Genomic DNA, 25,364 nt, shown 5'->3' on the forward strand with positions numbered 1-25,364 from the left:
CCATGAGCCTCGACAACAGACCGGTCTACACAGGCGGCTGCCAGTGCGGCGCCGTGCGCTTCCGTGTCGAAGGCGCACTGGGTGACGCCTCCGTCTGCCATTGCCGCATGTGCCAGAAGGCGAGCGGCAATTTCTATCTGCCGTTGGTGTCCGTGCGTGACGCAAAACTCGACTGGACGCGCGGTGAGCCCAAACGCTTCCGCTCCTCCAACGCCGCATTGCGTGGTTTTTGCGCCGATTGCGGCACGCCGCTGACCTTCGAGGCGCCCGACGGCATCGCGCTCGCCATCGCCGCCTTCGACGCTCCGCAGGAGATTGCGCCGACCATCCAGTGGGGCACCGAGGCAAAGCTCCCCTATGTGGATCACATCCACGACTTGCCCGGCGAGGACACGATGGCCGACATCTCGTCGGCCTCCTATCTTGCCGATCTTGTCTCTTATCAGCACCCCGACCACGACACCGAACAATGGCCGCCGGAGGACAGATCATGACCGATACCATTCGAACCGGCGGCTGCCAGTGCGGCGCCGTGCGTTTCCGCATTCGTGGGGCACTCGGACGCCCGTCCATCTGCCATTGCCGCATGTGCCAGAAACAATTCGGCTCGTTCTTCGGCGCGCTGGTGACGGTGCCCAAGGACGGCGTCGAATGGGTGCGCGAGGAGCCGAGCTATTTCCAGTCGTCGGTCAACATCGATCGCGGCTTCTGCGCTCGCTGCGGCACGCCACTGACCTACCGGCAGCCCGGTGGGCTCGAGATCGCCATCGGCGCTTTTGATGACCGCTCCGACCTCGCACCACAGATCCAGGTCAATTACGCCGCCCGGCTGCCGTGGGTGGAGAAGATCTTCGACGCGCCGATCCACGACGATCCCGATTACTACACCCGGCAGGAATCGATCATCTCCTTCCAGCATCCGGATCACGAGACGGCCAACTGGCCGCAGCAGGGCCTGAAATTATGAGCAGCGCGTTGCGTACCCTCTATCCCGAGATCGAAGCCTTCGAGACCGGCATGCTGGACGTTGGCGACGGCCACCAGGTCTATTGGGAACGCTCTGGCACCAGGGGCGCCAAGCCGGCTGTGTTCCTGCATGGCGGGCCGGGCGGCACCATCTCGCCGAAGCATCGGCGGCTGTTCGACCCGAAGCTCTACGACGTCATCCTGTTCGACCAGCGTGGCTGCGGAAAGTCGACGCCCAATGCCTCGCTCGAGGCCAACACCACCTGGCATCTGGTCGCCGACATCGAGCGCCTACGCGACATGTGCGGCTTCGACAAATGGCTGGTGTTCGGCGGCTCCTGGGGCTCGACTTTGGCGCTGGCCTATGCCGAGACGCACCCCGAGCGGGTCAGCGAGTTGGTGGTGCGCGGCATCTACACGCTGACGCGCGCGGAACTCGAACGGTATTACCAGTTCGGCGTCTCGGAAATGTTTCCCGACAAATGGGAACGCTTCCTGGCGCCGATCCCGGAGGCCGAGCGCGGCGACATGATGGCCGCCTATCGCAAGCGGCTGGTTGGCAGCGACCGCAAGGCGCAGATCGAGGCCGCCCGCGCCTGGAGCCTGTGGGAGGGCGAGACGATCACGCTGTTGCCGGATCCGGAAACCAGCGGCCCTTTTGGCGAAGACGACTACGCCGTCGCCTTCGCCCGCATCGAGAACCACTATTTCGTCCACGCCGGCTGGCTGGAGGAGGGGCAGCTGCTGCGCGACGCCTTCAAGCTTAGGGATATCCCCGGCACCATCATCCACGGCCGCTACGACATGCCGTGCCCGGCGCGCTATGCCTGGGCGCTGCACAAGGCATGGCCGAAGGCGGATTTCCATCTGATCGAGGGCGCCGGCCACGCCTATTCGGAACCGGGCATTCTCGACCGGCTGATCCGGGCGACGGATGAGTTTGCGGGGAAATGACCATGGCTCGCGAGCGCCTCTATATCTTCGACACCACACTGCGCGATGGTCAGCAGACGCCGGGCATCGACTTTTCCGTCGAGGACAAGATCGCCATCGCCAAGCTGCTCGACGAGTTCGGCATCGACTATATCGAGGGCGGCTATCCCGGCGCCAACCCGACCGACACCGCCTTCTTTACCGAGAAGCGTACGGCTAGAGCCAAATTCGTTGCCTTCGGCATGACCAAGCGGGCAGGGGTGTCGGCTTCGAACGATCCAGGTCTTGCCGCACTGGTCCAGTCGAGGTCGGACGCCATCTGTTTTGTCGCCAAGAGCTGGGACTACCATGTCCGCGTCGCGCTGGGCTGCACCAACGAGGAGAACCTCGAGGCGATCAAGGCTTCGGTCGAGGCGGCGGTCAGTGCCGGCAAGGAAGCACTGGTCGACTGCGAGCATTTCTTCGACGGCTTCAAGGCCAATCCGGACTTCGCCCTGGCCTGCGCCAGGATCGCCTACGACGCCGGCGCGCGCTGGGTGGTGCTGTGTGACACCAATGGCGGCACGCAGCCGTCGGAAGTGCGCGCCATCGTCGAGAAGATCATCGCGGCGGGCATCCCCGGTGACCGTCTGGGCATCCATGCCCATGACGACACCGGCCAGGCTGTTGCCAATTCGCTCGCCGCCGTCGAGGCCGGCGTGCGCCAGATCCAGGGTACGCTGAACGGCATCGGCGAGCGCTGCGGCAACGCCAATCTGATCTCGATCGTGCCGACGCTGGCGCTGAAGCCGGCCTTTTCCAACCGCTTCACAACAGGCATATCGGCCGAAGCGTTGGCCGGGATATCGCGCCTGTCCCGCGCCTTTGACGAATTGCTGAACCGCGCGCCGGAAGCGCAGGCGCCCTATGTCGGCGCTTCCGCCTTCGCCACCAAGGCCGGCATCCATGCCTCGGCGCTGGCCAAGGAGCCGGCGACCTACGAGCATGTGTCGCCGGAAGCGGTCGGCAACCGCCGCCGCGTCATGGTCTCGGACCAGGGCGGCAAGGCCAATTTCCTCGCCGAGCTGAAACGGCGCGGCATCGACGTGCCGAAGGACGACCATCGGCTCGACGCGCTGATATCGGTGGTCAAGGAGCGCGAGGCCGAGGGCTATGCCTATGAGGGCGCCGATGCCAGCTTCGAGCTTCTGGCGCGCAAGATGCTGCACGGTCTGCCGGAATTCTTCAGCGTCACCTCGTTCCGCTGCATGGTCGAGCGCCGCTTCGACGCCAACGGCCAGCTGAAGACGGTCTCCGAGGCGATCGTCAAGGTGCTGGTCGACGGCGAGGAGAAGATGTCGGTGGCGGAAGGGCACGGCCCGGTCAACGCGCTCGACATCGCGCTGCGCAAGGACCTCGGCAAGTTCCAGAGCGAGATCGTCGACCTCGAGCTTGCCGACTTCAAGGTGCGTATCCTCAATGGCGGCACCGAGGCGATCACCCGCGTGCTGATCGAATCGCATGACAGCACCGGCGCCCGCTGGTGGACGGTCGGCGTCTCCGAAAACATCATCGACGCCTCGTTCCAGGCGCTGATGGATTCGATCGTCTACAAGCTGATGAAGAACCGCGAGATGGCCGGGCTGGTCGCGGCGGAGTAGGTTGCTGCTCTTCTTCGCCCCCACTTCGTGGGGCGAGGAACCCAGGTTCTGCGAAGGCAGCCTCTTGAACCATCAGCGAAAGTCCATTGATCCATCAGAACTTTGCGATGGTCTTGGGCAAGCCGCTGGCGCATAGCATTGGGCCATGGCCACGCATTCAATTCAGCTCGAAGCAGACTCGAAGGCCCGTCGCGGCTTCCTGCTGGCGCTGGGCGCCTATCTCCTGTGGGGATTGCTGCCCTTCTACATGAAGGCGGTCGCACACCTGCCGCTGGCCGAAGTCATCGCGCACCGCATCGTCTGGTCGGTGCCGATCGCGGCCGTCGTTCTGGTCTGGGCCGGCCGCACCGCGGATTTCAAGGCCGCACTTCGTTCGCCGCGCACCATTTCGATGGCGGCGCTGACGGCGGCGCTGATCTCGGTCAACTGGGGCATCTATGTCTGGGCGATCGCGGTCGACCGTACCGTCGAGACCGCGCTCGGCTACTACATCAACCCGCTGGTCAATGTCGTCGTCGGCGCGCTGCTGCTTGGCGAACGGCTCGACCGGCTGCAGATCGCGGCGGTGGCGCTGGCCACGGTCGCGGTCACTGTGCTGACGATCGAGGGCGGCAAGCTACCCTGGGTGTCGCTGGCGCTTGCCTTTTCCTTCGCCGCCTATGCCTTCTTCCGCAAGACGCTGCCGGTCGGCCCGAGCCAGGGTTTCCTGCTTGAGGTGCTTTTGCTGTCGGTGCCGGCGCTCGGCTACATCATCTTCCTCATCGTCACCGGGCAGGACCATTTCGTCTCCGGCAATGCGACCGACACCGCGCTGCTGATCGGCTGCGGCCCGGTCACGGCGGTGCCGCTGCTGCTGTTCGCCTTCGGCGCCAGGCTCTTGCGTCTCTCGACCATAGGCATCATGCAGTACATCGCGCCGACCATCGTGTTCCTGATCGCCGTGCTGATTTTCGGCGAACCCTTCGGCAGCACTCAGGCCATCGCCTTCGGCCTGATCTGGACGGCGCTGGCGATCTACTCCTGGTCGATGTTTTCTTCGGCGCGCAAGGCCGGCGCTACATCCCGCGCCCCAGCCGCCTGACGAACAGATAGACGACCGCCGCGACAACCAGCGATATCGCCGACGCCACCCAAAAGCCCACCGGCGTGTCGACCAACGGCAGGCCGCCGACATTCATTCCGAACAGCCCGGAGATGATCGTCATCGGCAACAGCACCGCCGTCATCACCGACAGCATGTAGAGCAACTGGTTCGACTGCGTCGTCAGCTTGGCCATCAGCTCGTCCTGCAAAAGCCGGGCGCGCGCCTGCAATTGCTCGCCGTCATGGTGCAATGTATGGGCGCGGTGCGAAAGCCGCGCCGCCATGTCGTTGATCGCATCCGGCAAATCGTTGCGATGCGAATGGTCGAGATGGCGGAACAGGCTGGTCAGCGTCGCCATCTGCCGATGGATCACCACCAGATGCCGGCGCGCATCGACCAGCGCCTGCCGCTCATTGTGCCATGCGTCGCAGACAATGCGGTCCTCGATGCCGTCGAGCGTGTCGCCAAGGCTGCCGAGTTCCGTCACCATGCCGTCGAGCGACTGGCCCATGACAGCCTCGATCAATTCAGCCGGAGAGCGGAACTTGCGCGACCCGTTGTCGATCGCCTTGCGGATATTATCGACCGACCGTAGCGGCTGCTTGCGGCCGCCGATCAGCATCGTGTCGTTGAAGGCGAAGCGGAAATGGCCGAGCCCGCGCGCCTCCGCCGAATAGTCGTGGCGCAGATCCGGCAGGTCGCCATGGAGCCAGTCGCCCTCGAGGTCGATATGGCAGCCATGGCCGGCCGACAGGAAGGCGTCGCGCACTGGCGGCGGCAGCGCAGGTTCGGTGGCGATCTCATGGCGGGCACGCATGTCGGAGAGCTGGTAGCTGCGCCATGTCCAGTGCGTGGCGGCCGGGTCTTTGGTTCGCGTGCCCTCGGCGGTGAAATGATAGATGAAGAACAGCCCATGCTCGTCGGGCAGATAAGGCGACAGCTCGCTGCCTTCCGCGTTGAGAGCGATATTCATGGTCGCTTCGCCAGGGTCTCGAATACGGCGCCGCGCGGTGGCGGCCGGACTGTGATTCCTAGCACGGGCGAACCCGGTTTCGTGTGACGGTTTCTTGACGGTGGCTCAGAGCTTGTCGATCACCGACTGCACACCCTCGGTCGGCGCATCGACCGACGATCCAGCGACCATGATGGCGGCGACGATCGCTTCCGGGTCTTCGACCACCAGCGGCTTGACTCGCTGCGCGGTGTGGATGAAGCCTTCGGCCATCATATGGTCGAGCAGCGCCAGCATCGGATCCCAGAATCCGCCAACGTTGCCGAAGACGATCGGCTTGCGGTGATGGCCGAGCTGCGCCCATGTCATGATCTCGATGATTTCCTCGACCGTGCCGATGCCGCCCGGCAGTGCCACAAAGGCGTCGGATTTCTCGAACATGCTGTGCTTGCGCTCGTGCATGTTGTCGGTGATCACGAGTTCGTCGAGCCTATCAAGCGCGGTTTCGGTGGCCTCCCTGTTGATCAGGAAGCGTGGAATGATACCCGTCACCTTGCCGCCAGCCCGCAATGCGCCTTCGGCAACGGCTCCCATGATGCCCCTGGTGCCGCCGCCATAGATCAGACGCAGGCCGGACTTGGCGATCGAACGCCCAAGCAGGTGTCCGGCCTTGGCATAGGTTTCATCGCGGCCCGGAGATGAGCCGCAATAGACACAGACGGATCGAATCGTGTTCATGAGATGATTGGTGATTGGGTCTCTATTCATGGTCAAGCCCCGGGATGGGCTTTTTCTTGCTGGCTCCTTTTCTTGTCGGCCCCCTTTTTCTTGTCGGTTTGGGCAAAACAGGTTAGACCGGCATTAGGTGGCTAAGGGGCAGGGAAATATGGCAATTAATCCATTGAAGGCGTTTTTGTTCGCCGCCGGCGGCTCCGTCGCCGCTGCGGGAACCGCCTATGTGTCGGGCGCGCTCGACCCATATCTCAATCGCGCGCCGCCGGCGGAAGTGGCCTCGCTGAGCCCGCCGGCAGAGAAGCCGGCCGAGCCGGCCACCGAGGGACGGCTTCCGCCTGAGGCTACGGATGCGCCGGCCGCCGATGCGATGGCACCGGCAGCGCCGGCGACGGCACCGGCCGTGGCCGGGGTGGTCGCTCCAAGTTTCGATGTCGTGCGGGTGGAAAGCAATGGTTCCATCGTCGTCGCCGGCAGTGCGGCGCCCAACGCCAAGGTGGAGATCCTCAACGGTTCGACAGTTCTCGGCTCGACGGTCGCCGGTCCTGATGGCGCCTTTGCCATCGTTCTCGACGATCCGCTTAAATCCGGCGACTACACGATCACACTGCGTTCGACGACGCCCGACAATGTCGTGACCCCCTCGGCGCAGACCGCCGTCGTCTCGATTCCCCAGAATCCGGCCGGCCAGGTGCTGGCCATGGTCGAGGAGCCGGGCAAGCCGTCCGAACTGCTTACCGTTCCCACCGCCGAGACAAAGCCTGAGGCGCCCGCCGGCGGCGACCAGGCGGCTGCCCCGGCCCCCGAAGCGCCTGCCGCCGCAGCGCCGGCGCCGGCCTCGCCGGCACCTGCTGCCCCGGCTGCTACAGCCCCAGCCGCACCCGAGCCGGCCCCACCAGCGTCTGCTGCCGCTGTGGCGGAGCCCAAGATCATTGTCGAAGCCGTCGAGATCGACGGCAGCAAGATCTTCGTCGCCGGCCTCGCCGACCCCGGTCGCAAGGTGCGTGCCTACGCCAACGATATCTTGCTCGGCGACGCGAAAACCTCGCCCGATGGCCACTTCCTGGTTGAGGCGACGCGCGACATTCCAGTCGGCACCTACACGATTCATGTCGACGCACTCGATGCCGACGGGGTCAAGGTGGTGGCGCGTGCCGCCGTGCCGTTCGAGCGGGAGCCAGGCGAGTCGATCGCCGCCGTGGCACCCGCCGAGCCGAAGCCAGCCGAGGTCCAGTCTGCCACGCCGCCCGCCGCTGACGCGACCGCGCCTGCTGCTCCCGCTGCTGAAGCCCCGGCCGGAGTGGCGGCGGCAACGCCGGCGGCCAAAATTCCCGAGACGACGGCGCCCCAACTCGAGCATGCCGATGGCGCCGTCATCATCCGCCGCCACGACACGCTGTGGCGGATCTCGCGGCGGGTCTATGGCCACGGCGTGCGCTACTCGACCATCTATCTCGCCAATCAGGATCAGATCAGCGATCCCGACCGTATCTGGCCGGGACAGGTGTTCAAGGTTCCGGAAAGATCGCAGGAAGGCGAAGCCGCCGACCTCAAGGCAATGGGCGACCAGATGACAACGACCCCGACCAAACCCAACTAGACGTTTAACATCAGTTAGACGTTCAAGACTCCGTAGAAATCAATTTTCTTGGTTCGGGTCTCTTGCAGAAAGTTTGTTCATCGTCTATCGGCGATAGACGATGAACGCTCCCCTGATCGAGAAGACCTGCGGCTTCGCCGATAGCCAGTCCGTCGCCGCGAAGCTTGCCGCGCTTTCGCATCCGGCGCGGATCGAGATCCTCAGGCATCTTTCGGCCAACCGCTCCTGCTGCTGCCGCGAGGTCGTGGATCATCTCGACCTGGCGCAGTCTACCGTTTCGCAGCATCTGAAGATATTGGTCGACGCCGGGCTCGTCCGCTACGAACCGGACCGGCAACGCTCGCGCTACGAAGTCGACGGCCATGCGCTTGCCGACGTTTCCGCATCGCTGGCCGCGCTCGTCAATTCCTGCTGCTCCGGCCGCTAGACCATGATCCCGAAGCGGAGGACCGCGTCAGCGAAAAGTGGAAACCGGTTTTTACTGCGCTGACCTACGGTTCGGAAAGATCATGGTCAGGCAATAAGAGATAAGAAAAAAGGCAATAAAAATGGCCGAAAAAACCGTTTCCGCCGACTCGGGTTCGACTTTCAAGACATTGCGCAACCTTTGGCCCTATATGTGGCCCGCCGACCGCGCCGACCTAAGGGCACGGGTGGTGTGGGCGACCGTGCTTCTTGTCGTCGCCAAGCTGACGCTGGTTGCCGGCCCCTATTTCTTCAAATGGGCGACCGATGCGCTGGCCGGCGACGCCAGGTCGGTGCCGCCGCTGCCGGCCTTCCTGCTGGCGCCGGTCATGCTGGTCGTCGCCTACAATATCGTGCGGCTTTTGCAGCTCGGCTTCAATCAGCTCCGCGACGCGCTGTTTGCCCGCGTCGGGCAGTATGCGGTGCGCCAGCTCGCCTTCCGCACCTTCATCCACATGCATCAACTGTCGCTGCGCTTCCATCTCGAACGCCGCACCGGCGGCCTGTCGCGCATTATCGAACGCGGCACCAAGGGTATCGAGACGATCGTTCGCTTCACCGTGCTCAACACCTTGCCGACCATCCTCGAGTTCGCGCTGACGGCCGGCATTTTCGCTTATGCCTATGGCTGGAAATATGTCGCGGTCGTCGCGGTCACGGTCTGGCTCTATGTCTGGTTCACGGTAAGGGCGAGCGACTGGCGCATCGGCATCCGCCGCGACATGAACGACAGCGACACCGATGCCAACACCAAGGCGATCGACTCGCTGCTCAACTTTGAGACGGTCAAGTATTTCAACAACGAGGCCATGGAGGCCCAGCGCTTCGACCGTTCGATGGCGCGCTACGAGATCGCCGCGACCAAGATCTGGACTTCGCTTGGCTGGCTGAACTTCGGCCAAGGTGTCATCTTCGGTCTCGGCACAGTCATCGTCATGTGCCTTTCGGCGCTGGAAGTGCAGGCTGGCACGCAGACTGTCGGCGACTTCGTCTTCATCAACGCCATGCTGATGCAGCTATCGGTGCCGCTCAACTTCATTGGCTTCATCTACCGTGAGATTCGGCAAGGCTTGACCGACATCGAGCAGATGTTCGACCTGCTCGACGTGCCGCAGGAGATCGTCGACAAACCAGGTGCCAAACCGCTGGTCGTCGGCGCTGGCAAGGTCGAGTTCCGCGACGTACATTTTTCCTACGATCCCAACCGCAAGATACTGAAAGGGATCAGCTTCGAGGTGCCGGCCGGCAAAACGATTGCCATTGTCGGGCCGTCAGGCGCCGGCAAGTCGACCATCTCGCGGCTGCTGTTCCGCTTTTACGACATCCAGGGCGGCAAGATCCTGATCGACGGGCAGGACATTCGCGACGTGACCCAGGAGAGCCTGCGCGCGGCGATCGGCATGGTGCCGCAGGACACCGTGCTGTTCAACGACACCATCGCCTACAACATCCGCTACGGCCGCGTCGAGGCCAGCGAGGAGGACGTCCGCAAGGCGGCCGAACTCGCTCAGATCGGGCCGTTCATCGAGCGGTTGCCCGACGGTTACCGGTCGATGGTCGGCGAGCGCGGACTGAAACTGTCCGGCGGCGAGAAGCAGCGCGTGGCGATCGCCCGCACCATTTTGAAGGCGCCGCCGATCCTGATGCTCGACGAGGCGACCTCGGCGCTGGACAGCCATACCGAACAGGAGATCCAGGCGGCGCTCGATCTCGTCAGCCAGGGCCGCACCACCCTCGTCATCGCCCACCGCCTGTCGACGGTGATTTCGGCCGACGAGATCATCGTGCTGCAGGACGGCCAGATCGCCGAGCGCGGCACGCATGCCGCCTTGATGCGCAAGGCCGGTCTGTACGCCTCGATGTGGGACCGCCAGCGCGAAGCGACGGAGGCCGAGGAGCGGCTGCGGATTGCGCGCGAGAGCGACGAGTTCGGCGTCGTCGTCCGCCGCCGCACCTCGGAGGTGAGCTGACGTTTTGAGAACGAGTTGATTTTTCCGCTTGACCTCAACTTAAGTTGAGATCGTAGACCGTGATCGAAGGTACGTGGTGCACCTGTTCGCGATCGGAGATACGGAAATGGATCAGCTAAATCAACAATATGGCAATGGTAGTGTGTTCAGGGTCGACAAGTTCGTCGTCCCTGGCGCGGCCCGCGAAGAAATCATCGCCAAGGTCAGGATGACGCATGAATTGCTGCGCCAGCAGCAAGGCTTCGTGCAGGATTTCCTGCTCGAGCAATTCTCCGGGCCGGGCGAGTTCAACCTCGTCACCATTGTCGAATGGGAAAGCCAGGCGGCCGTCGACAAGGTGGTGCCGATCGTCAAGGCTGCGCATGAGCGCATTGCCTTCAACCCGCAGGAGACGATCGCCCGGCTCGGCGTCAAGGCCGACATCGCCAACTATCAGCGGATTCCCGGCGTGTAGGCTCTCTACGGCCAGCCGGCACCTGGTGCCGGTGCCTCGATGCTGAGCACCTGGCCGGTGCGGGCATTGCTGATCATGTATTCAAAGCCGCGCCATTCCGCGGTGACGATGAACAGCGTCTTGCCGTCGGCGCCGCCGAGCATGCAGGCAAAACAGCCGCGATCGGCGTCGATGCTCTCGAGCATCGCGCCGCCTTCGCGCACGCGTACACAGTGCCGGTTGGGCACGTCGGCATACCAGACGGCGCCCTCGGCATCGAGGCAGATGCCGTCGGGAAAGCCGTTGCCGAGGTTGGCCCAAAGCCGCCGGTTGGAAAGGCTGCCATTGGCGGCGATATCGAAGGCGGTCAGCCTGTTGGCGTAGGATTCGGCGACGATCAGCGTCTTGTTGTCAGGCGTCACCGCCATCCCGTTGGCGAAGGCAATCTTGTCCGCCACCTGCCGCATGGACCCGTCCGGGGTAATCAGCACAATGGTGCCGGGGCCGAAATGCTGGCCGGGAGCCGGCACTGGCCCGCCGCCATTGACGTAGATGTTCCCGCGCCCATCGACCACGATCTCGTTCCAAGGGCTCCTTGAAAGACCTCGCAGATCAGCATGGGTGACCAGCGTACCGTCTGTTTCTTGCCGCAGCACCAGTCCCTCACACCCGCAGACGACGAGCAGGCGACCGTCCGGCAGCCAATCGATCGAATAGGGCAGGGTGGCCGGCACGGTTAGCATGATGTCGCTGCTGCCGTCGGCGTCGACGGCGATGATCTGGCCGGTTCCCCAGTTGCAGAACCACAGCCGACCGTCATGCCAGCGCGGCGACTCGCCGAAGGCAAGGCCATTCGTGATGATATTCGCTTTCCTGGCGGCTGATTTCGGCGACGGCATTGGCTTGCTCCCTTGTTGCACGACGCCGCTCTTTCCGGAGCCGTCGCGAAGCGCTATCCGTCCAAGGACGAGCGACGGGGCGATGTTCCGACACGTTCCTCAGGATTCCCTGGCGATTGGCGCGCTTTTCTTCGCGCTTCGCATTGGAAGGCGTCGACAAACCAGATCAGTTGAATGCCTTTTTTCTTTCTCAGCAGATGATATCGTCTAGCCGGCAATAACCCGCCAGCTGTTGCTTGTGCGATTCAGGAGCACTTTGGATGTTCGGATTTTTTTCGCGCAAGCCTAAGAAGACGTCCGGGCAGCCGGCGACGCCTTCTGCAGGGCAGTCGGAAGTCCATCTGCCGCTGCCCATTGTGGTACGTCGCTCGGCCGTGGAAGCGGCGATGGACGAGCCCTTCGAACTCGTCTTCGCGGTCGAGAGGTTCATCCAAACTATGACTTCTGAAGGGGTCTACCATTATTCGGAAATCAGTCCAAAGGCGATGCAAGTTTATCACGCGGACTTGTATTCGGCCGAGGTGAAAAATGGCGGTCACAGCCAATTCATCCACAACGCAGGCCAGGAAATCGACGCCATCATCGCTAGCGCGCGTGCCGGTCTCGCCTCCATGGGCGCGAAGGAGCAGTTGGCAACTCTGGAAAAGATGTCTGTTTGGGTCGCCGAGCATCCTGATGAAGCTGCAGGACAGACCGGCTTCGAGGGCGGCCGCGACGACTTCCTCGATACGCTTGATGATGCTTTCTACGATGCTGACGAGGCTGAGCCGATGCAGCGCCTGACGGCACATTGGATCGCTTCATGGCCCGATCTGAAAATTGTCGATGATGACGACTACGACGATGCCATATATCAGTTGGTGATGGCCAATCCCCAGCGCGCTGGCAGGCTTCTTCATCGCTCGGTTACCAAGCTGGCACGGCAGATGATCGGCTGGCGCGCTGTCGGTGTCGGCCTTGCCTGCGCCAGGCTCTCGCCACCGGAAGTCAAGCTGGCGTTCGGCATGGCGAGGGTACTGAATGTCGAGGGCGAGCAGCAGATGACTTACCAACTCCGCACCAGCGCGAAGGAGCCCAGGCTGTGCGTCGTTACCGACGCGCACGCCGCTATCTATGAATATATCGCGCAGGAGGATCCGCCCATCGTACGCGCAGGTGAGAACCTGTTGGGAGCTAACGCCCCACGTGTCGGCACCAGACTTGCCCGCGTCGAAGCGTCGGAGATCACCACGGTCGTCAATCTGGCAGAGGAATACCACGCGCCGGTCGCCATTGACCTTTTGCTGCGCAAAGCAGGATTTGATCCGACCGACGCCATCGTCTCCGCAAATTCGGTCGTGCCGAAGGATGAAGGAGCGGTCTTGAACTGGGTGGTGATTGCTGGCGGCAAGGCTTTCTTTATCCAATCGTCTCCTAACGGAAGTGCGTTGTTGCGCGGCAAGGACGACGCAAAGCTGGCGGAAGCCTGGATGCCTGAGCTTGAGGAGCATTTTGCCCGCTCTGCCGCTGCGGGCTGAGCCGCTTCTGCGCATTCTGCCTAAACCCACTCCACGGCTACGGTATTGGGGCCGGAGACCTTCCCCATTGCCGCGTTGCGGCCACAGGGTGTTTCCGCTATTGAGGCCGGACCTGAAACAAGGGCTGCTCCCGTCCCATGGACCTCGTCGACACGATCAAGAAAACGTTCGTTCCGATCCATCGCGAAGGCTATCCGTTCATCGCGGCGTTCGCCGCGGTGACGCTTTTCCTCGGCTATTTCTCTTCGATCCTGTTCTGGATCTGCCTCATCCTGACGGCCTGGTGCGTCTATTTCTTCCGCGATCCGGAGCGCGTCACGCCTGTCGACGACCGGCTGGTGGTGAGCCCGGCCGACGGCATCATCACCGCGGTCGGTCCGGCCATGCCGCCGCGCGAACTCGGACTCGGCGGCACCGAAATGACCCGCATCTCGGTGTTCATGGACGTCTTCTCCTGCCATGTGAACCGCGCTCCGGTGCGCGGCCGCATCACAAGGATCGAGCATCGGCCGGGCGCATTCCTCAACGCCGCACTCGACAAGGCGAGTGCCGACAACGAGCGCAACGGCCTGGTCATCGAAAGCCCCAACGGCACAGTAGCCGCGGTGCAGATCGCCGGCCTGGTGGCACGGCGCATCGTCTGCTGGGCCGAGGCCGGCGGCACGATCGGCATCGGCGAGCGCTTCGGGCTGATCCGCTTCGGCTCGCGCGTCGACGTGTTCCTGCCCTCGACGGCGACACCGCGTGTCGCCGTCGGTCAGACCGCGGTTGGCGGTGAGACCATACTGGCCGAATTCGGCGGTGTCGCCGCAACGCCGCTCGTGCGGGTGTCCTGAGCCGTGGGCGCGCCATTCAAGAAATTCGAGGCGCATGGCGGCGGCGGCCCGCGCATCCGTGAAATCCCGATGCGCATGGTGCTGCCCAATCTCGTCACCGTGCTCGCCATCTGCGCCGGCCTCTCCGGCATCCGCTTCGGCTTCGAAGGCCGTTTCGAGCCGGCAGTGGTGATGGTGCTGCTCGCCGCCTTCCTCGACGGCATCGACGGCCGCCTGGCGCGAATGCTGAAGGCGACGTCCAAATTCGGCGCGCAGATGGATTCGCTGGCCGACATCGTCAATTTCGGCGTAGCACCCGCACTGGTGCTCTATGCCTTCCTGCTCGACCGGGCCGGCTCGCCGGGCTGGATTGCCGCGCTCCTGTTCACCATCGCTTGCGGGCTTAGGCTTGCCCGCTTCAACGTGCTCGACGAAGAGACCGACCGGCCGCAGTGGCAGGTCGAGTATTTCGTCGGTGTGCCAGCGCCGGCGGGTGCCGTGCTGGTGATGCTGCCGCTTTATCTGTACTTCCTGCGGCTTGGCCTGGAGCCATCCCGCCCTGCAGCCTACGTCGCCACCGGCTTCACCATTCTGGTCGCCTTCCTGCTGGTCAGCCGGCTGCCGGTCTATTCCGGCAAGAGCCTGAAAATCCCGGGCGACAGGGTGCTGCCGATCATCCTCGGCGTCGTCCTCTACATCCTGCTGTTGATGACCTACCCCTGGTACACGCTGACGGCGTCGGTCGCCGGCTATCTGATCTTCCTGCCGTTCAGCGTCCGCGCCTATAGCAGGCGTGCCAAGCGAGAGGGCGAGAAGGTTCCGCCTTCGGATATCGGTTGACAGGCCTGTCGCCAATTCGCTCCGACGGTCACCTGGTGCGGGAACCTGCCGGGCATCTCGACCGTTCTGTCTCAACGGGCGAGGCGCGCGACCTCCCGAAACGCCTCGCCACCGATCTCTCAAGCTGCTGTCCCAGGTGCAGCACCTGGAGAAGAGCGAGGAGAAATGGCTGTCGTCCTCATCGGTGCGTTGCTTATTGTCGCTGGCGTTGTGTACATGGCTGGCGCAGCCCTCGGGCGAGGGCGGCTCAGCGATCCGGAGCCTGTTCACACGGCGCCGGATCGCCCGACCCCAAAGCTCGCAACGCCAGGCCCGACACTGGAGCCGCGGCGGCGCGGTCTTGGTTTCCTCGGCCTGTCGCAGAACTGGCCGGGCCTGGCAATGATGGCGGTCGGCGTCATCCTGCTGTTGTCGGTGGTGGTCCTCTAGCGCTTTAAGCTGCCGCGTTGAGCCCCAGCCGGTCGATCGCCAGTTTGCGGGTCGAGACATAGTCGGTCTTGCCCGAACCCAGCACCGGGATTTCCTCGACCTTGACGATGTCGTTCGGAACCATCAGTTCGGCGGCACCGGCCTTTTTGCCGAACGTGCGCAATTCGTCGGGGTCGGCGTCATTGGCGGTGGTGACCAGCACGATGCGCTCGCCGCGGCGTTTGTCCGGCACCGCCACCACGGCGTGGTGCTCTTCCGGCCATAGCGACTGCACCAGCATCTCGACCGCGCCCAGCGACACCATTTCGCCGGCGATCTTGGCGAAGCGCTTGGCCCGGCCGCGAATGGTAAGGAAGCCTTCGCGGTCGACCGAAACGATGTCGCCGGTATCGTGCCAGCCGTCGCGCGGCTGCAATTCACCGGGTCGATCTGATGTCATGTAGCCCATCATCAGGTTCGGCCCATCGATCCACAACTGTCCGGCGCCGCTGACGCCCTCGACCGGTTCGAGTTTCATCCGCATGGCCGGCAATAGCCGCCCGACTGTGCCGTCGCGGCCGTGGATGGCTGTGTTGACGGCAACAACCGGCGCTGCCTCGGTCAGCCCGAAACCCTCGATGATCTCGGCCTGGAAGCGTTCACGGTAGACACGGCGCGTCTCCGGTCTCACCGCTTCGGCGCCGGCGACGATGAAGCGCAGGCTGGAGAAATCGCCGTCCTTGGCGGTGCGCGCATAGTTTGCGAGGAACGTATCGGTGCCGAACATGACGGTCGGCCTTGCCTTGCGCGCGACCTCGGGGATCAGCTTGTAGTGGAGCGGCGAGGGGTAGAGGAACAGTTTTACCCCGGTGACCAGCGGCAGGATGGTGCCGCCGGTGAGCCCGAACGAGTGGAACACCGGCAGCACGTTGAGCAGGATGTCGGCCGGGGAGATGGTGATGCGGGCTTCGGCCTGCATGGCGTTGGCGAGAAGATTCCTATGCGAGAGCACCACCGCCTTTGGCGTGCCCTCCGAGCCTGAGGTGAACAGGATCACCGCTGGCTTGGCCGCGTCCTGCCCCTGCAGCGGTAGGCGCCACAGCAAAGCGGCGGCGAGCTTGTCCAGCACGGTTACGCTGGCCCGCACATCCTCCAGCCATAGCAGCCTGGCGCCGCCTTCTTCCACCGCCGCGACGATGTCAGCGAGGCTTGCCTTGTCGATAAAGGCTCGCGACGAGACCACTGTGCGGATCTCCGTCGTGCGCACGGCTGCGGTGACGCTGGCCGGTCCTGCGGTGTAGTTGATCATCGCCGCCACCCGGCTCGCCGACAACAGCCCAATGAGCGACAGCACAACGCCGTTGGCGTTGGGCAGCAGCAGTCCAACCGCTTCGCCCGGTGCCGTCACAGCCTCGAAGCGGCGGCCCAACACCCGCGCGCCGATGAACAGCTTTCTGTAACTCAGTGCGCCGCCGATCACATCTTCGACGATAGGATGCGAGGCGCCCACACGGTCGGCGGCGTCGCGTATGGCGAGAAACAGCCCGCGATCAAGATCGCTGCCGAACAGCCGGGCCTCGGCGAAACGGTCGAACAGCGCGTTGGTGTTCGAGGACTGATCAGGGTTTCGCGCCACCAGTTCGGCGATGGTCATTGGCTCCAGCACACTGATCGACAGGTGCGGAAACCAGTGCCGGGGCGCCTTGTCCTCCGGTGTCAGCGATGCCGGCAGCGTTCGCGCTCCAGCGACGAAGATCGGCACGATGCGGGCGTCGGCCTGCATCGCGATGCGGGTGACGGCGCGAAACAGGCGAAATGTCCTGACATCAGGCTCGACCATATCCGGCAGGTAGACGGCGAGGCGGCCCTTGCCCTTCAGCACCCGCACCAGCCGGCGGCTGACGAAGACATGCTCGGCGTTGAAGGCGATGGTGCGGCCAAGCTCGCGCCAGGGTTCGAGCCAGGGCGATCGCGCCGAGGCCTCGTCGAGGATGTGCAGCGTGTCTTCCGGCAGCAATGACAGCATCAGCGCCGGTTCGAGGCGCGACTGATGCGAAATGACGTAGATGACCGGGGTGGCCGCGTTGCGGGCGATCCTGATACGGCTGTCGGCAATCCGGTAGGCGAGCTTGAACGGCACATAGAGCAGCGCCTGGACGAAGCGCAGGCCGAGGCGGAATTTCTCCACCACGCCGATCAGCAACCAGGCCGCAACGAGGCCCGCAAGCAGCGCTAGTGTCAGGATCATGCCGCATCTCCCAACGTTTTTCACGTCGCGCCTCTTCGGCGGGCGCTTCGGTGAGAACCTAGCCGAAGTGGGCCCAACGTCAATGCGGAGCTTTTCCTTCTCTACCTTGCGGGTGAACAGTCGGTTGCGCGCCATTCAGAGGCTGCTCGACCGGGGCGCAGCCGGCATGTTCGCAGACAGCCTTCCCTTGGCCCTAGCCTAGCGCCCAAAGAAAAAGCCGACCTTGCGGTCGGCTATAGGTTGACGGGCCGAGGGGTTTGGGGGGACTTGGGGTGACCCGTCAACCCAACAATGCCTGAACCCGATGATGGTTCCATGACTTTGCGGATTTATTTCAGGGGCAATTTATTTCAGCGGTAGATTTTCTCAGGCGGAGCGCTGCCTGGCCGCTTGCCAGTCGCGCCCGGCATGGGCGAACACCGCGCAGAGCACGATGACGCCGCCGATCATGCTGGCGGCCGGCGGGATCTCGGCCAGGAACAGGAAGGCGAACAGGATCGCGAACGGTACTTCAGCCGAGCCCAGCAGGCCGGATTCGGCGGCCGGGATGAGCCGTGCCCCCTCCGTCCACAGGATAGAGGCCAGCGCGAAGGACATCCCGAAAGCGACGAGCAGAACGGCGTCTCTGGCCGAGACCGCCAATGGGTCGGTGACGAACCAGCCGAGCACGAACAAAAGAAACGCCGATACCGCGCCGGCCCACACCACAGGCGTATCGCGGAAAGAGCGCACCATGATCATGTAGAGCGCGGCGCCGATCGTCATCAGCAGCGCCAGCCCGTCGCCGAGCAGATGGCCGGTGCCAAAGCCGGACCAGACCATGATCGCCACACCGCTGAGCGACACGGCGGCGGCGGCAAGCGTCTGCAGTCGGAAACGCTCACGGACCAGCATGAAGGCAAGCAGCGCGGTGACGAAGGGCGCGGTGGCGTAGATGATCGCGACATTGGCGACGAAGGTGAACTTGAACGCCGAGATGAAAGCGATGCTGGCGAGCGCGCCTTCGATCGCCAGCAGCCAGCCGCGCCAGCCGAGGCGCAGGCTTTCACGTCCGCCGGAGCGACGGCGCCGCCAAAGCACATAGAGCGTGATCAGGATCGAGCCGACGAAGCCACGCCAGCAGGTGATGGTCAGCGGGTCGGCATGGATCGACTTGGTCAACACGCCGGTGAGGCCGAAGACCGCCGCCGACGCCGAAACCAGGATAATGCCAAGGGTGCGCTCGGCAGCGGTGTCGATGGTGCCTGGCATGCTTAGGGATCCCGTCATGTCACCAGACTACGCTGCCTTGTCCTGACACCGTACTGTCAGCAGGGGTTGCCGCATCCTACAGCCGCTTGCGGAAATGCTCGTTGCCGATGATCAGCAGGCCAGCGGCGACGATCAGGGCGGCGCCGAGGAACACTTCGTGGCGCGGCACGTCGCCCCATATTGCGTAGCCGAGCGCGAAAGCCCAGACCAGTGAGGTATATTCGAACGGTGCCACGATCGAGACCGGCGCACGTTTCATACCTTCGAAGAGCAGGTATTGCGCAACGCCGCCGAGCGCGCCGACACTGATCAGAAGCAGCACCTGACCCCAGTCTGGCATCTGCCACAAAAGCAACGCCGGCAGCGCCGAAAAGATCAGGAAGTAGAAATTGTTGAGGATGAGCTGGACCATCGAACGCTCTGCCATCGCCATTTTGCGTAAAAGCACGATAGCGATGCCCCACAGCAAGGCGGCGGCCAATACCAGCAGCATCGGCATCGACAGGCCGAGACGGGCGGGGTCGCAGGCAACGAAGACGCCGGCAAAACCGATCAACACCGCCAGCCAGCGCAATATCGGCACTTTTTCGCCGAGCATGATCACCGAAAGCACGGTGACGATGATCGGGGCTGCGTAATAGATGGTGGTGAGTTCGGCCAGCTGCAGATATCGGGCGGCATTATAGTAGCAGAGCCACGCCGCCAGCGTGAAGGCGCTGCGCACGAACATCGGCCCGACGATGGGCGAGCGCGCAGTATCCGCAAACAGGCGACGTCCGCCGATCGCCGCGCATGCGACCAGGATGGTCATGCTGCGGAAGAACATGATCTGCCAGACCGTCATGCTGGCGACCAGGAGCTTGATCGAGGCATCCTGCGCGGAAAACAGGAAATAGGCGGCACCCGTGAACAGAATGCCGGCGAGAACCCGTTCGCGGGTTTCCAGGATGGCGATATCGGCCATGGTTGATCCGGCGGCTGTCGCGAGGAAGAGCGGGAAGCCTGCCAATCAAGCCGCCACGTATAAGCATACGGGTGAAACCTTGCGCGGCGCTGCGCCAGCGGAGAGCTTGCGTTGGGGCAGGGCTGGCGGCATCGACACGACGTAACCATCCGTATCGCACGCTTCCTTCCCTGTTGACTCGGCCCCTTGGGCAGCCCCGATAGAAGGGCGGTCAATAGCAACAAGGTGATTCATGAGCTCTTCCGCCCAGTTCCTGAACGCTTCCGAAGCCGCTTGCCGGCTCGGGGTGTCGGCCAAAGCCCTGCGGCTCTATGAGCAGCGTGGCCTGATCGCTCCAATCCGGACCGCGGCCGGATGGCGGGCCTACGGTCCTGTCGAGATGAGTCGCGCCGCCGAGATCGCGGCCCTGCGCGCGCTTGGCTTCAGCCTCGCCCAGGTGGCGCGGGTGTTGGAGGGCGACTCGCGGGGCTTGGAGCCGATCTTGGCCGCGCACCAGGTAGCACTCGAAGACCGGCTGCGCCAGCTTGTCGGCACTATAGAGAAGATCGGTAGCCTACGGGATGATCTCGTTCGAGGCGAGGCGCCAACCGCTGGGGAACTGGCGCGCCTGATGGCGCCAGACGTCAGGCTCAGCGTCGCTTTCGACCTGCCCTGGCCGTGGGGCGGCGAGCGCTTCGAACTGGGACATATCCGACCGCTGAACTACATCATCGGTCCGCTAGGCAGTGGCAAGACCCGACTGGCGTAGCGCCTGGCCGAGACCCTGCCCAACACCGCCTTCCTTGGCTTGGACCGACTGACGGATGGCGGCGCGACGGCCCTGGCTCTCTTGGACGCCGACCCAGCTCTCAGGTCGCGGGTCGATCAGACGCTGGCCTGGCTCGCTGAGGACGGCGCTACGGTATCGGATGCACTGATCGCCCTGCTTGCCGGACTGGAGGTCGAAGGCCCGGCGATGCTGGTCGTCGACATGATCGAACGGGGACTGGATCAGGCCTCTCAAGAGGCACTGATTGCCCATCTGCGCCGCCGTGGGCCTGGTGGTCGACCACTTTTTCTGCTCACACGCTCCTGCGCGATACTGGACCTGGCGGCCGTTGGCACCGACGAAGCGATCATCCTCTGCCCCGCCAATCACAGCCCCCCTAACGCATGTCGCCCCTTACCCCGGCTCGCCCGGCTACGAGGCCGTCGCTACCTGCCTGGCCTCACCCGAGGTACGGGCTCGGACGGACGGCGTCATTGCCTGGCGGCCCCAGGTCGCATGAACAGGTACTCTGTCAAATGACGCAGCCATGTCTGGCCGCTTGTCACTCTGATCCAAATGTCGTGAAATCGAAGTCTAGAGCGTCGGACCCAAAAGTGGGTACCGGTTTTGGAAAATCCGATGCTCAAACAAGAAGATGGAGCGGCAGTACGCTTCGACTTGAAAGCCCGCCGCTCTAGGTCGTACCGGTTCCATCGAGTGTCGCGACGGGCGAATGAAATGACTGTCGAGGAGGGCGGACATGGACGCCACCGGACTGAAGGCCATGCAGGCTCCGCTCAAGGAGGCCTATCGCGATGACGCATCGAGCGCGCTGGTCACGCTCAGGGCCAGAGGCTCGATCGACGATCAGTCGATCGCCTGCAAGGTGGAGACGGGCAGGGCACTGGCCGTTGCCGGTCTCCATCCGGCTACCGGCGGCTCCGGGCTCGAATTGTGCTCGGGCGACATGCTGCCGGAGGCGCTGGTCGCTTGCGCCGGCGTAACGCTGAAGGCGGTGGCGACGGCGCTGGAGTTCAAGCTCGGCGCCGCGACGGTGGGGCCGAAGGTGATCTCGATTTTCGCGGCACTTTAGGTGTGGCAAGAGATGCGCCGGTCGGCTTCCGCGCCATCCGGTTGAATTTCAGCCTCGACAGCGACGAGCCACATGAGCGCATCGACACGCTGCTCAAACTGACCGAACGCTACTGCGTGGTGTTCCAGACCATCACTGCCAGGCCGGAACTGACGGTGAGCGCGCAGCGCTGAAAACGCGCCGCCAGCTACTCGCTTTCGCCCTCGTCGGCGAAGGGTGAGGCGCTCGGCACGCACTGCACCCCCCAGCCGGCCGGCGTCGGCTGCTTCTGGTATTCGGTGACGGCGAAGGTGCACTGTTCGCGGGTGTCGAACGTGCTGGGCAGCACCACCATGCCGCCTTGCGGGCCGGCGACTACCAGATACCAGACCAACGCTACGCTCGAAGCCGCCATGGGAATTTCCTCAGCTGTTGTGGGAATCAAGCAATCCTATCAACTGCGGGCAATCGACGAAAGCGTCCGCCGGACGCGGCCGTGGGATTGCAGCCGCGTAATGGTCGACGGCTCAGTTCACGGCAAAGCAGTAGAACAGGCCGTCGCCGCCGGTGCTCTTCAGCGCCTCCTGGCTGCAGCCGCCGCGTGAAGCGTGCGAGGAATTCCACGATTTGGCGGCCGCCGAATCGTCGAGACCGGTGCGGTCGTGATGGCCGGTCATCGCCGCACCTTCGGCTCCGCTGAGCGTCCAGTCGCCGCAGGTCTGGTCGGCTATTTTCGTGCCGTCGGGCGTGGATCCCGTCAGCACGTCGTGCCGGTTGGGCTTGTCGCCGCGGCCGTTGACCATTTCACCCTTTTCGTCGAGCGCCGTCTGCTTGGTGATGGCGTTGGCGTCGCTATGCAGCGAAGCGACATCGTCGGCGATCTTGACTCCCTTGGCGTTGAACCACGGTCCCTTGCCGATGCGATCGCGCGCATCGGTGTCGCTGGTCGAGAGATAGGCGTGCCATGTCTTGCCGGTAACGCCGGCGGCTTCAGCCAGTGACCCGCAATGCGCATCGGCGCCCGCGAGGCCGCCGAGATCGGCACCCTTGCCAGAACCGACGCTGGTGACGAAGAAGCTCATTGTCGCATCCTGTGAGGATGCGACGCCGATGGCTGCTAGCGATGCAGCGGCGGTGACGAGAAGCAGTCTGCGCATGGTGGTCCTCCGTTTGCGGATATTTGGCATTCCAACAACGTCGGTGGCGGCGCAATTCTTCCGCCAAAATGCGCGGTGCGTCTACTCCGGCTGCCGGTAGGCGACAAAGCGGTTGTGCTTGGCCTGGAAGATCAGGCCGGTTTCCTTGAGCGCGGGGCTGGCCAGTGGCACGATGCGTTTGGCGATCTCTGAGGGATGCGGCAGCGTTTCCGGATCCTCGCCGGGCACGGCCTGCGCCCGCATGGCGGTGCGGGTGGCGCCGGGGTCGGCGGCATTGACCCTGAGGGCCAAGTTTTCCGTCTCATGCGCCCAGGAACGCATCATGGTCTCGACCGCCGCCTTCGACGCGGCATAGGGCGCCCAGAAGGCCCGCGCCGAATGGGCGGCGTTGGAGGAAAGCACGATGGCGCGGCCGGCGTCGGAGAGCCTGAGCAGCGGGTCGACCGAGCGGATCAGCCGCCATATCGCGGTGACGTTGATGGTCATCACCTTTTCGAAGGTCTTGGCCTCGACATGGCCGATCGGCGAGATGACGCCGAGCACCCCGGCATTGGCAACCAGGATGTCGAGCTTGCCCCAACGCTCGTGGATGGCGCCGCCCAGCCGGTCGATGCCGGCCATGTCGGCGAGGTCGAGCGGCACCAGTGTGGCCTGTCCGCCCGCCGCCTTGATCTCGTCGTCGAGTTCCTCCAGCCCGCCGACGGTGCGCGCGACCGCAATGACATGAGCGCCGGCGGCAGCCAGCTCCTTGGCGATGAAATAGCCGATGCCGCGCGAGGCGCCGGTGACGACCGCGACGCGGCCGGAGAGGTCGAGGGCAGGGGTCATGAGGGCTCGGCTGCTCTAAAAATCAAAGATTAAGGTGACCAGCCACTGTCATAGCCGGTCGGAAACCAGATTCCACGGCGCAGATGGTGACCAATGTTCGGCCTGACATGGTTCTGATCCAGGGCATCCAGATCGGGGATGATCCTGATTCTGAACGAGGCCGGAAATTCCTCGTACGGAAATAGTCGGCTACTTGCGACGCCAACCGCGTCAATCTCGTCCTCTGCGGTAATGCCAACGCCCATCGGGAAATCGCGGCAGCGTTCGTCCTCAAAATCCAGCCAGAACAATTTCAGCATCGAAGCACGGCATCAAGACCCGCCCGCCGCCAAGAGCGACAGCGTGCGCACATTGTCGGAGCCTTCGAAGTCGGCAAGCCGGGTCGGGTATTGCCCGGTGAAGCAGGCGTCGCAGAATTGCGGCTGCTCATTGTCGCGGCCGGCCTCGCCGACGGCGCGGTAGAGGCCGTCGATCGAGAGAAAACCAAGCGAATCGACGCGGATGAATTCGGCCATCTCCTCCACCGACATGCGCGACGCGAGCAGCTTCGACTTCTCCGGCGTGTCGACGCCATAGAAACAGGAAGCACGCGTCGGCGGCGAGGCAATGCGCATGTGCACTTCCTTGGCGCCGGCATCGCGCACCATCTGCACGATCTTCTGGCTGGTGGTGCCGCGCACGATCGAATCGTCGACCAGCACGACGCGCTTGCCTTCGATCATGCGGCGGTTGGCGTTGTGCTTGAGCTTGACACCCATATGACGGATCGAATCGCCAGGCTGGATGAAGGTGCGGCCGACATAGTGATTGCGGATGATGCCGAGCTCGAACGGGATGCTCGCGGCCTGCGAAAAGCCGATCGCCGCCGGGGTGCCGCTGTCCGGCACCGGCACGACGATATCGGCCTCGACCGGGCTTTCGAGCGCCAGCTCGGCGCCGATGCGCTTGCGAACCTCGTAGACGTTGCGGCCTTCGACCGACGAATCAGGACGCGCGAAATAAACATACTCGAAGATGCAGAAGCGGGTTTTCTGCGGCTCGAAGGGAAACAGGCTCTCGATGCCCTTGGTGGTAACCACGACCATCTCGCCGGGCTTCAGGTCGCGCACGAAACGCGCACCGATGATGTCGAGCGCGCAGGTTTCGGAAGCCAGGATCCAGGCGCCGTCGAGATCGCCGAGCACCAGCGGCCGGATGCCGAGCGGATCACGGCAACCGATCATCTTTTTAGACGTCATCGCCACCAGCGAGAAGGCGCCTTCGACCTGGCGCACCGCATCGATGAAGCGCGAATTCAAGTCACGCTCCTTGCTGGTAGCAACCAGATGCAGCAGCGTCTCGGTGTCGGAGGTCGACGAGAAGATCGCGCCCTGTTTCTGCAGCGCGCGCTGCACGGTCATGGCGTTGGTGAGGTTGCCGTTGTGGGCGACGGCGAAGCCGCCATCGGCGAGTTCGGCGAAAAACGGCTGGATGTTGCGCTGGCCGGCGCCGCCTGTGGTGGCGTAGCGCGTGTGGCCGATCGCGCGGTTGCCTTGCAGGCTGTCGATGACGCGCTGCTTGGTGAAGGTGTCGCCAATCAGGCCGACATGATGTTCAACATGGAACTGGGTGCCGTCGTAGGAAACGATACCGGCCGCTTCCTGGCCGCGATGCTGCAACGCATGCAGGCCGAGCGTGACGATAGCTGCAGCGTCTTGCCGGCCAAAAATACCGAACACACCGCATTCGTCGTGGAAATGATCGTCAGCTTCGGCGGAAAGCACGTCGTCTGCGTCTGCCATCTTCAGCTCCGCTAAAGTCGCTATATAGTGTGATGACTGCTTGAGAGCAACGTAGAGTTTG

At 63.8% G+C, this 25,364-nt stretch carries 26 protein-coding genes and 1 pseudogene; 15 read left to right on the forward strand and 12 right to left on the reverse strand.

The features are described from left to right. The first annotated feature begins 2 nt into the window (after positions 1 to 2). From E5X88_RS17240 to rarD, 5 genes are all read left to right on the forward strand, one after another. Positions 3 to 494: a GFA family protein gene (locus tag E5X88_RS17240; RefSeq protein ID WP_292163375.1), complete on the forward strand. Its 492-nt coding sequence runs from the start codon at positions 3 to 5 to the stop codon at positions 492 to 494. Further along, complete coding sequence (locus E5X88_RS17245) at positions 491 to 967, forward strand: GFA family protein (protein ID WP_292163377.1); 477 nt, start codon at positions 491 to 493, stop codon at positions 965 to 967. Before E5X88_RS17240 ends, E5X88_RS17245 begins: the two co-directional genes overlap by 4 nt. Beyond that, entirely contained in the window at positions 964 to 1,920 is a 957-nt protein-coding gene (pip, locus tag E5X88_RS17250) for a prolyl aminopeptidase (RefSeq protein WP_292163378.1), read from the forward strand. The genes E5X88_RS17245 and pip overlap by 4 nt, the downstream gene beginning before the upstream one ends. Next, positions 1,917 to 3,539: a citramalate synthase gene (cimA, locus tag E5X88_RS17255; RefSeq protein WP_292163379.1), complete on the forward strand. Its 1,623-nt coding sequence runs from the start codon at positions 1,917 to 1,919 to the stop codon at positions 3,537 to 3,539. Before pip ends, cimA begins: the two co-directional genes overlap by 4 nt. A 145-nt stretch (positions 3,540 to 3,684) precedes the next feature. Beyond that, entirely contained in the window at positions 3,685 to 4,620 is a 936-nt protein-coding gene (gene rarD, locus E5X88_RS17260) for an EamA family transporter RarD (RefSeq protein WP_292163381.1), read from the forward strand. Here rarD and E5X88_RS17265 read toward each other — a convergent pair. Both E5X88_RS17265 and E5X88_RS17270 read right to left on the reverse strand, forming a co-directional pair. Further along, on the reverse strand, positions 4,595 to 5,596 hold the full coding sequence (locus E5X88_RS17265) for a transporter (protein ID WP_292163383.1): 1,002 nt from the start codon (positions 5,594 to 5,596) through the stop codon (positions 4,595 to 4,597). The genes rarD and E5X88_RS17265 overlap by 26 nt on opposite strands. Before the next feature lie 105 nt (positions 5,597 to 5,701). Continuing rightward, positions 5,702 to 6,313, reverse strand: a complete 612-nt coding sequence (locus tag E5X88_RS17270; RefSeq protein ID WP_126040556.1) for a TIGR00730 family Rossman fold protein — start codon at positions 6,311 to 6,313, stop codon at positions 5,702 to 5,704. Positions 6,314 to 6,461: 148 nt separating this feature from the next. Between E5X88_RS17270 and E5X88_RS17275 the strand changes: the two genes are divergently transcribed. The 4 genes from E5X88_RS17275 to E5X88_RS17290 all read left to right on the forward strand — a co-directional run bounded on the left by E5X88_RS17275 (position 6,462) and on the right by E5X88_RS17290 (position 10,796). Next, positions 6,462 to 7,907 (forward strand): Ig-like domain-containing protein, encoded by a 1,446-nt coding sequence (locus tag E5X88_RS17275; RefSeq protein ID WP_292163384.1) that lies wholly within the window; start codon positions 6,462 to 6,464, stop codon positions 7,905 to 7,907. 100 nt (positions 7,908 to 8,007) lie between these two features. Then, complete coding sequence (locus tag E5X88_RS17280; protein WP_292163385.1) at positions 8,008 to 8,334, forward strand: metalloregulator ArsR/SmtB family transcription factor; 327 nt, start codon at positions 8,008 to 8,010, stop codon at positions 8,332 to 8,334. Between the two features lie 121 nt (positions 8,335 to 8,455). Continuing rightward, a complete protein-coding gene (locus E5X88_RS17285; RefSeq protein ID WP_292163386.1) occupies positions 8,456 to 10,342 on the forward strand; it encodes an ABC transporter ATP-binding protein/permease in 1,887 nt (628 codons plus the stop codon). Positions 10,343 to 10,448: 106 nt separating this feature from the next. Then, positions 10,449 to 10,796: an antibiotic biosynthesis monooxygenase gene (locus E5X88_RS17290; protein WP_292163388.1), complete on the forward strand. Its 348-nt coding sequence runs from the start codon at positions 10,449 to 10,451 to the stop codon at positions 10,794 to 10,796. Between the two features lie 5 nt (positions 10,797 to 10,801). Here E5X88_RS17290 and E5X88_RS17295 read toward each other — a convergent pair whose 3' ends face one another. Then, complete coding sequence (locus tag E5X88_RS17295; RefSeq protein ID WP_292163389.1) at positions 10,802 to 11,674, reverse strand: SMP-30/gluconolactonase/LRE family protein; 873 nt, start codon at positions 11,672 to 11,674, stop codon at positions 10,802 to 10,804. Positions 11,675 to 11,934: 260 nt separating this feature from the next. Here E5X88_RS17295 and E5X88_RS17300 point away from each other — a divergent pair, with 260 nt between their 5' ends. From E5X88_RS17300 to E5X88_RS17315, 4 genes are all read left to right on the forward strand, one after another. Beyond that, positions 11,935 to 13,191, forward strand: a complete 1,257-nt coding sequence (locus tag E5X88_RS17300; protein WP_292163391.1) for a DUF4375 domain-containing protein — start codon at positions 11,935 to 11,937, stop codon at positions 13,189 to 13,191. Positions 13,192 to 13,328: 137 nt separating this feature from the next. Next, positions 13,329 to 14,027 carry a phosphatidylserine decarboxylase gene (locus tag E5X88_RS17305; protein ID WP_292163393.1) on the forward strand — a complete coding sequence of 233 codons (699 nt, stop codon included), beginning with the start codon at positions 13,329 to 13,331 and terminating at the stop codon, positions 14,025 to 14,027. A gap of 3 nt (positions 14,028 to 14,030) precedes the next feature. Beyond that, positions 14,031 to 14,846 carry a phosphatidylcholine/phosphatidylserine synthase gene (locus tag E5X88_RS17310; RefSeq protein ID WP_292163394.1) on the forward strand — a complete coding sequence of 272 codons (816 nt, stop codon included), beginning with the start codon at positions 14,031 to 14,033 and terminating at the stop codon, positions 14,844 to 14,846. A 165-nt stretch (positions 14,847 to 15,011) separates the two neighbouring features. Further along, positions 15,012 to 15,275: a hypothetical protein gene (locus E5X88_RS17315; protein ID WP_292163395.1), complete on the forward strand. Its 264-nt coding sequence runs from the start codon at positions 15,012 to 15,014 to the stop codon at positions 15,273 to 15,275. Positions 15,276 to 15,279: 4 nt separating this feature from the next. Here the strand turns inward: E5X88_RS17315 and E5X88_RS17320 are convergent, their stop codons facing one another. The 3 genes from E5X88_RS17320 to E5X88_RS17330 all read right to left on the reverse strand — a co-directional run bounded on the left by E5X88_RS17320 (position 15,280) and on the right by E5X88_RS17330 (position 19,717). Next, entirely contained in the window at positions 15,280 to 17,502 is a 2,223-nt protein-coding gene (locus tag E5X88_RS17320) for an AMP-binding protein (RefSeq protein ID WP_292163396.1), read from the reverse strand. A 366-nt stretch (positions 17,503 to 17,868) separates the two neighbouring features. Beyond that, positions 17,869 to 18,753, reverse strand: coding sequence for a DMT family transporter (locus E5X88_RS17325; protein ID WP_292163399.1), 885 nt, complete (start codon positions 18,751 to 18,753; stop codon positions 17,869 to 17,871). A 76-nt stretch (positions 18,754 to 18,829) separates the two neighbouring features. After that, entirely contained in the window at positions 18,830 to 19,717 is an 888-nt protein-coding gene (locus E5X88_RS17330) for a DMT family transporter (RefSeq protein WP_292163401.1), read from the reverse strand. 232 nt (positions 19,718 to 19,949) lie between these two features. On the opposite strand from E5X88_RS17330, the gene E5X88_RS17335 reads away from it, so the two are divergent. Beyond that, a complete protein-coding gene (locus E5X88_RS17335) occupies positions 19,950 to 20,465 on the forward strand; it encodes a MerR family transcriptional regulator (RefSeq protein ID WP_292163402.1) in 516 nt (171 codons plus the stop codon). Here E5X88_RS17335 and E5X88_RS17340 read toward each other — a convergent pair. After that, entirely contained in the window at positions 20,436 to 20,855 is a 420-nt protein-coding gene (locus E5X88_RS17340; RefSeq protein WP_292163405.1) for a hypothetical protein, read from the reverse strand. The genes E5X88_RS17335 and E5X88_RS17340 overlap by 30 nt on opposite strands. Positions 20,856 to 21,225: 370 nt before the next feature. Between E5X88_RS17340 and E5X88_RS17345 the strand changes: the two are divergent. Beyond that, positions 21,226 to 21,731, forward strand: a pseudogene (locus E5X88_RS17345) (OsmC family protein). 14 nt (positions 21,732 to 21,745) lie between these two features. Here the strand turns inward: E5X88_RS17345 and E5X88_RS17350 are convergent. From E5X88_RS17350 to purF, 5 genes are all read right to left on the reverse strand, one after another. After that, positions 21,746 to 21,952 (reverse strand): hypothetical protein, encoded by a 207-nt coding sequence (locus tag E5X88_RS17350; protein WP_292163571.1) that lies wholly within the window; start codon positions 21,950 to 21,952, stop codon positions 21,746 to 21,748. 112 nt (positions 21,953 to 22,064) lie between these two features. Next, positions 22,065 to 22,694 carry a hypothetical protein gene (locus E5X88_RS17355; RefSeq protein ID WP_292163407.1) on the reverse strand — a complete coding sequence of 210 codons (630 nt, stop codon included), beginning with the start codon at positions 22,692 to 22,694 and terminating at the stop codon, positions 22,065 to 22,067. 81 nt (positions 22,695 to 22,775) lie between these two features. Beyond that, positions 22,776 to 23,522 carry an SDR family NAD(P)-dependent oxidoreductase gene (locus tag E5X88_RS17360; RefSeq protein ID WP_292163409.1) on the reverse strand — a complete coding sequence of 249 codons (747 nt, stop codon included), beginning with the start codon at positions 23,520 to 23,522 and terminating at the stop codon, positions 22,776 to 22,778. A 29-nt stretch (positions 23,523 to 23,551) separates the two neighbouring features. Next, positions 23,552 to 23,821, reverse strand: a complete 270-nt coding sequence (locus E5X88_RS17365) for a hypothetical protein (RefSeq protein ID WP_292163411.1) — start codon at positions 23,819 to 23,821, stop codon at positions 23,552 to 23,554. Between the two features lie 12 nt (positions 23,822 to 23,833). Next, the gene (purF, locus tag E5X88_RS17370; RefSeq protein ID WP_292163412.1) at positions 23,834 to 25,303 is read right to left on the reverse strand and encodes an amidophosphoribosyltransferase; all 1,470 of its coding nucleotides are present in this window, start codon (positions 25,301 to 25,303) and stop codon (positions 23,834 to 23,836) included. Positions 25,304 to 25,364 lie beyond the last annotated feature (61 nt).

It is taken from the genome of Mesorhizobium sp. (genome assembly GCF_004962245.1).
Taxonomy (GTDB): Bacteria; Pseudomonadota; Alphaproteobacteria; order Rhizobiales; family Rhizobiaceae; genus Mesorhizobium.

What these genes read in the sequence shown, in the direction of transcription:
- E5X88_RS17305 (WP_292163393.1), top strand. Translation starts at nt 13,329, where the DNA reads ATGGACCTCGTCGACACGATCAAGAAAACGTTCGTTCCGATCCATCGC.
- E5X88_RS17315 (WP_292163395.1), top strand. Translation starts at nt 15,012, where the DNA reads ATGGCTGTCGTCCTCATCGGTGCGTTGCTTATTGTCGCTGGCGTTGTG.
- E5X88_RS17265 (WP_292163383.1), bottom strand. Translation starts at nt 5,596, where the DNA reads ATGAATATCGCTCTCAACGCGGAAGGCAGCGAGCTGTCGCCTTATCTG.
- cimA (WP_292163379.1), top strand. Translation starts at nt 1,917, where the DNA reads ATGACCATGGCTCGCGAGCGCCTCTATATCTTCGACACCACACTGCGC.
- E5X88_RS17240 (WP_292163375.1), top strand. Translation starts at nt 3, where the DNA reads ATGAGCCTCGACAACAGACCGGTCTACACAGGCGGCTGCCAGTGCGGC.
- rarD (WP_292163381.1), top strand. Translation starts at nt 3,685, where the DNA reads ATGGCCACGCATTCAATTCAGCTCGAAGCAGACTCGAAGGCCCGTCGC.
- E5X88_RS17325 (WP_292163399.1), bottom strand. Translation starts at nt 18,753, where the DNA reads ATGCCAGGCACCATCGACACCGCTGCCGAGCGCACCCTTGGCATTATC.
- E5X88_RS17270 (WP_126040556.1), bottom strand. Translation starts at nt 6,313, where the DNA reads ATGAACACGATTCGATCCGTCTGTGTCTATTGCGGCTCATCTCCGGGC.
- E5X88_RS17245 (WP_292163377.1), top strand. Translation starts at nt 491, where the DNA reads ATGACCGATACCATTCGAACCGGCGGCTGCCAGTGCGGCGCCGTGCGT.
- E5X88_RS17285 (WP_292163386.1), top strand. Translation starts at nt 8,456, where the DNA reads ATGGCCGAAAAAACCGTTTCCGCCGACTCGGGTTCGACTTTCAAGACA.
- E5X88_RS17300 (WP_292163391.1), top strand. Translation starts at nt 11,935, where the DNA reads ATGTTCGGATTTTTTTCGCGCAAGCCTAAGAAGACGTCCGGGCAGCCG.
- E5X88_RS17330 (WP_292163401.1), bottom strand. Translation starts at nt 19,717, where the DNA reads ATGGCCGATATCGCCATCCTGGAAACCCGCGAACGGGTTCTCGCCGGC.
- E5X88_RS17365 (WP_292163411.1), bottom strand. Translation starts at nt 23,821, where the DNA reads ATGCTGAAATTGTTCTGGCTGGATTTTGAGGACGAACGCTGCCGCGAT.
- E5X88_RS17355 (WP_292163407.1), bottom strand. Translation starts at nt 22,694, where the DNA reads ATGCGCAGACTGCTTCTCGTCACCGCCGCTGCATCGCTAGCAGCCATC.
- E5X88_RS17295 (WP_292163389.1), bottom strand. Translation starts at nt 11,674, where the DNA reads ATGCCGTCGCCGAAATCAGCCGCCAGGAAAGCGAATATCATCACGAAT.
- purF (WP_292163412.1), bottom strand. Translation starts at nt 25,303, where the DNA reads ATGGCAGACGCAGACGACGTGCTTTCCGCCGAAGCTGACGATCATTTC.
- E5X88_RS17280 (WP_292163385.1), top strand. Translation starts at nt 8,008, where the DNA reads ATGAACGCTCCCCTGATCGAGAAGACCTGCGGCTTCGCCGATAGCCAG.
- E5X88_RS17360 (WP_292163409.1), bottom strand. Translation starts at nt 23,522, where the DNA reads ATGACCCCTGCCCTCGACCTCTCCGGCCGCGTCGCGGTCGTCACCGGC.
- E5X88_RS17350 (WP_292163571.1), bottom strand. Translation starts at nt 21,952, where the DNA reads ATGGCGGCTTCGAGCGTAGCGTTGGTCTGGTATCTGGTAGTCGCCGGC.
- E5X88_RS17320 (WP_292163396.1), bottom strand. Translation starts at nt 17,502, where the DNA reads ATGATCCTGACACTAGCGCTGCTTGCGGGCCTCGTTGCGGCCTGGTTG.
- E5X88_RS17335 (WP_292163402.1), top strand. Translation starts at nt 19,950, where the DNA reads ATGAGCTCTTCCGCCCAGTTCCTGAACGCTTCCGAAGCCGCTTGCCGG.
- pip (WP_292163378.1), top strand. Translation starts at nt 964, where the DNA reads ATGAGCAGCGCGTTGCGTACCCTCTATCCCGAGATCGAAGCCTTCGAG.
- E5X88_RS17275 (WP_292163384.1), top strand. Translation starts at nt 6,462, where the DNA reads ATGGCAATTAATCCATTGAAGGCGTTTTTGTTCGCCGCCGGCGGCTCC.
- E5X88_RS17290 (WP_292163388.1), top strand. Translation starts at nt 10,449, where the DNA reads ATGGATCAGCTAAATCAACAATATGGCAATGGTAGTGTGTTCAGGGTC.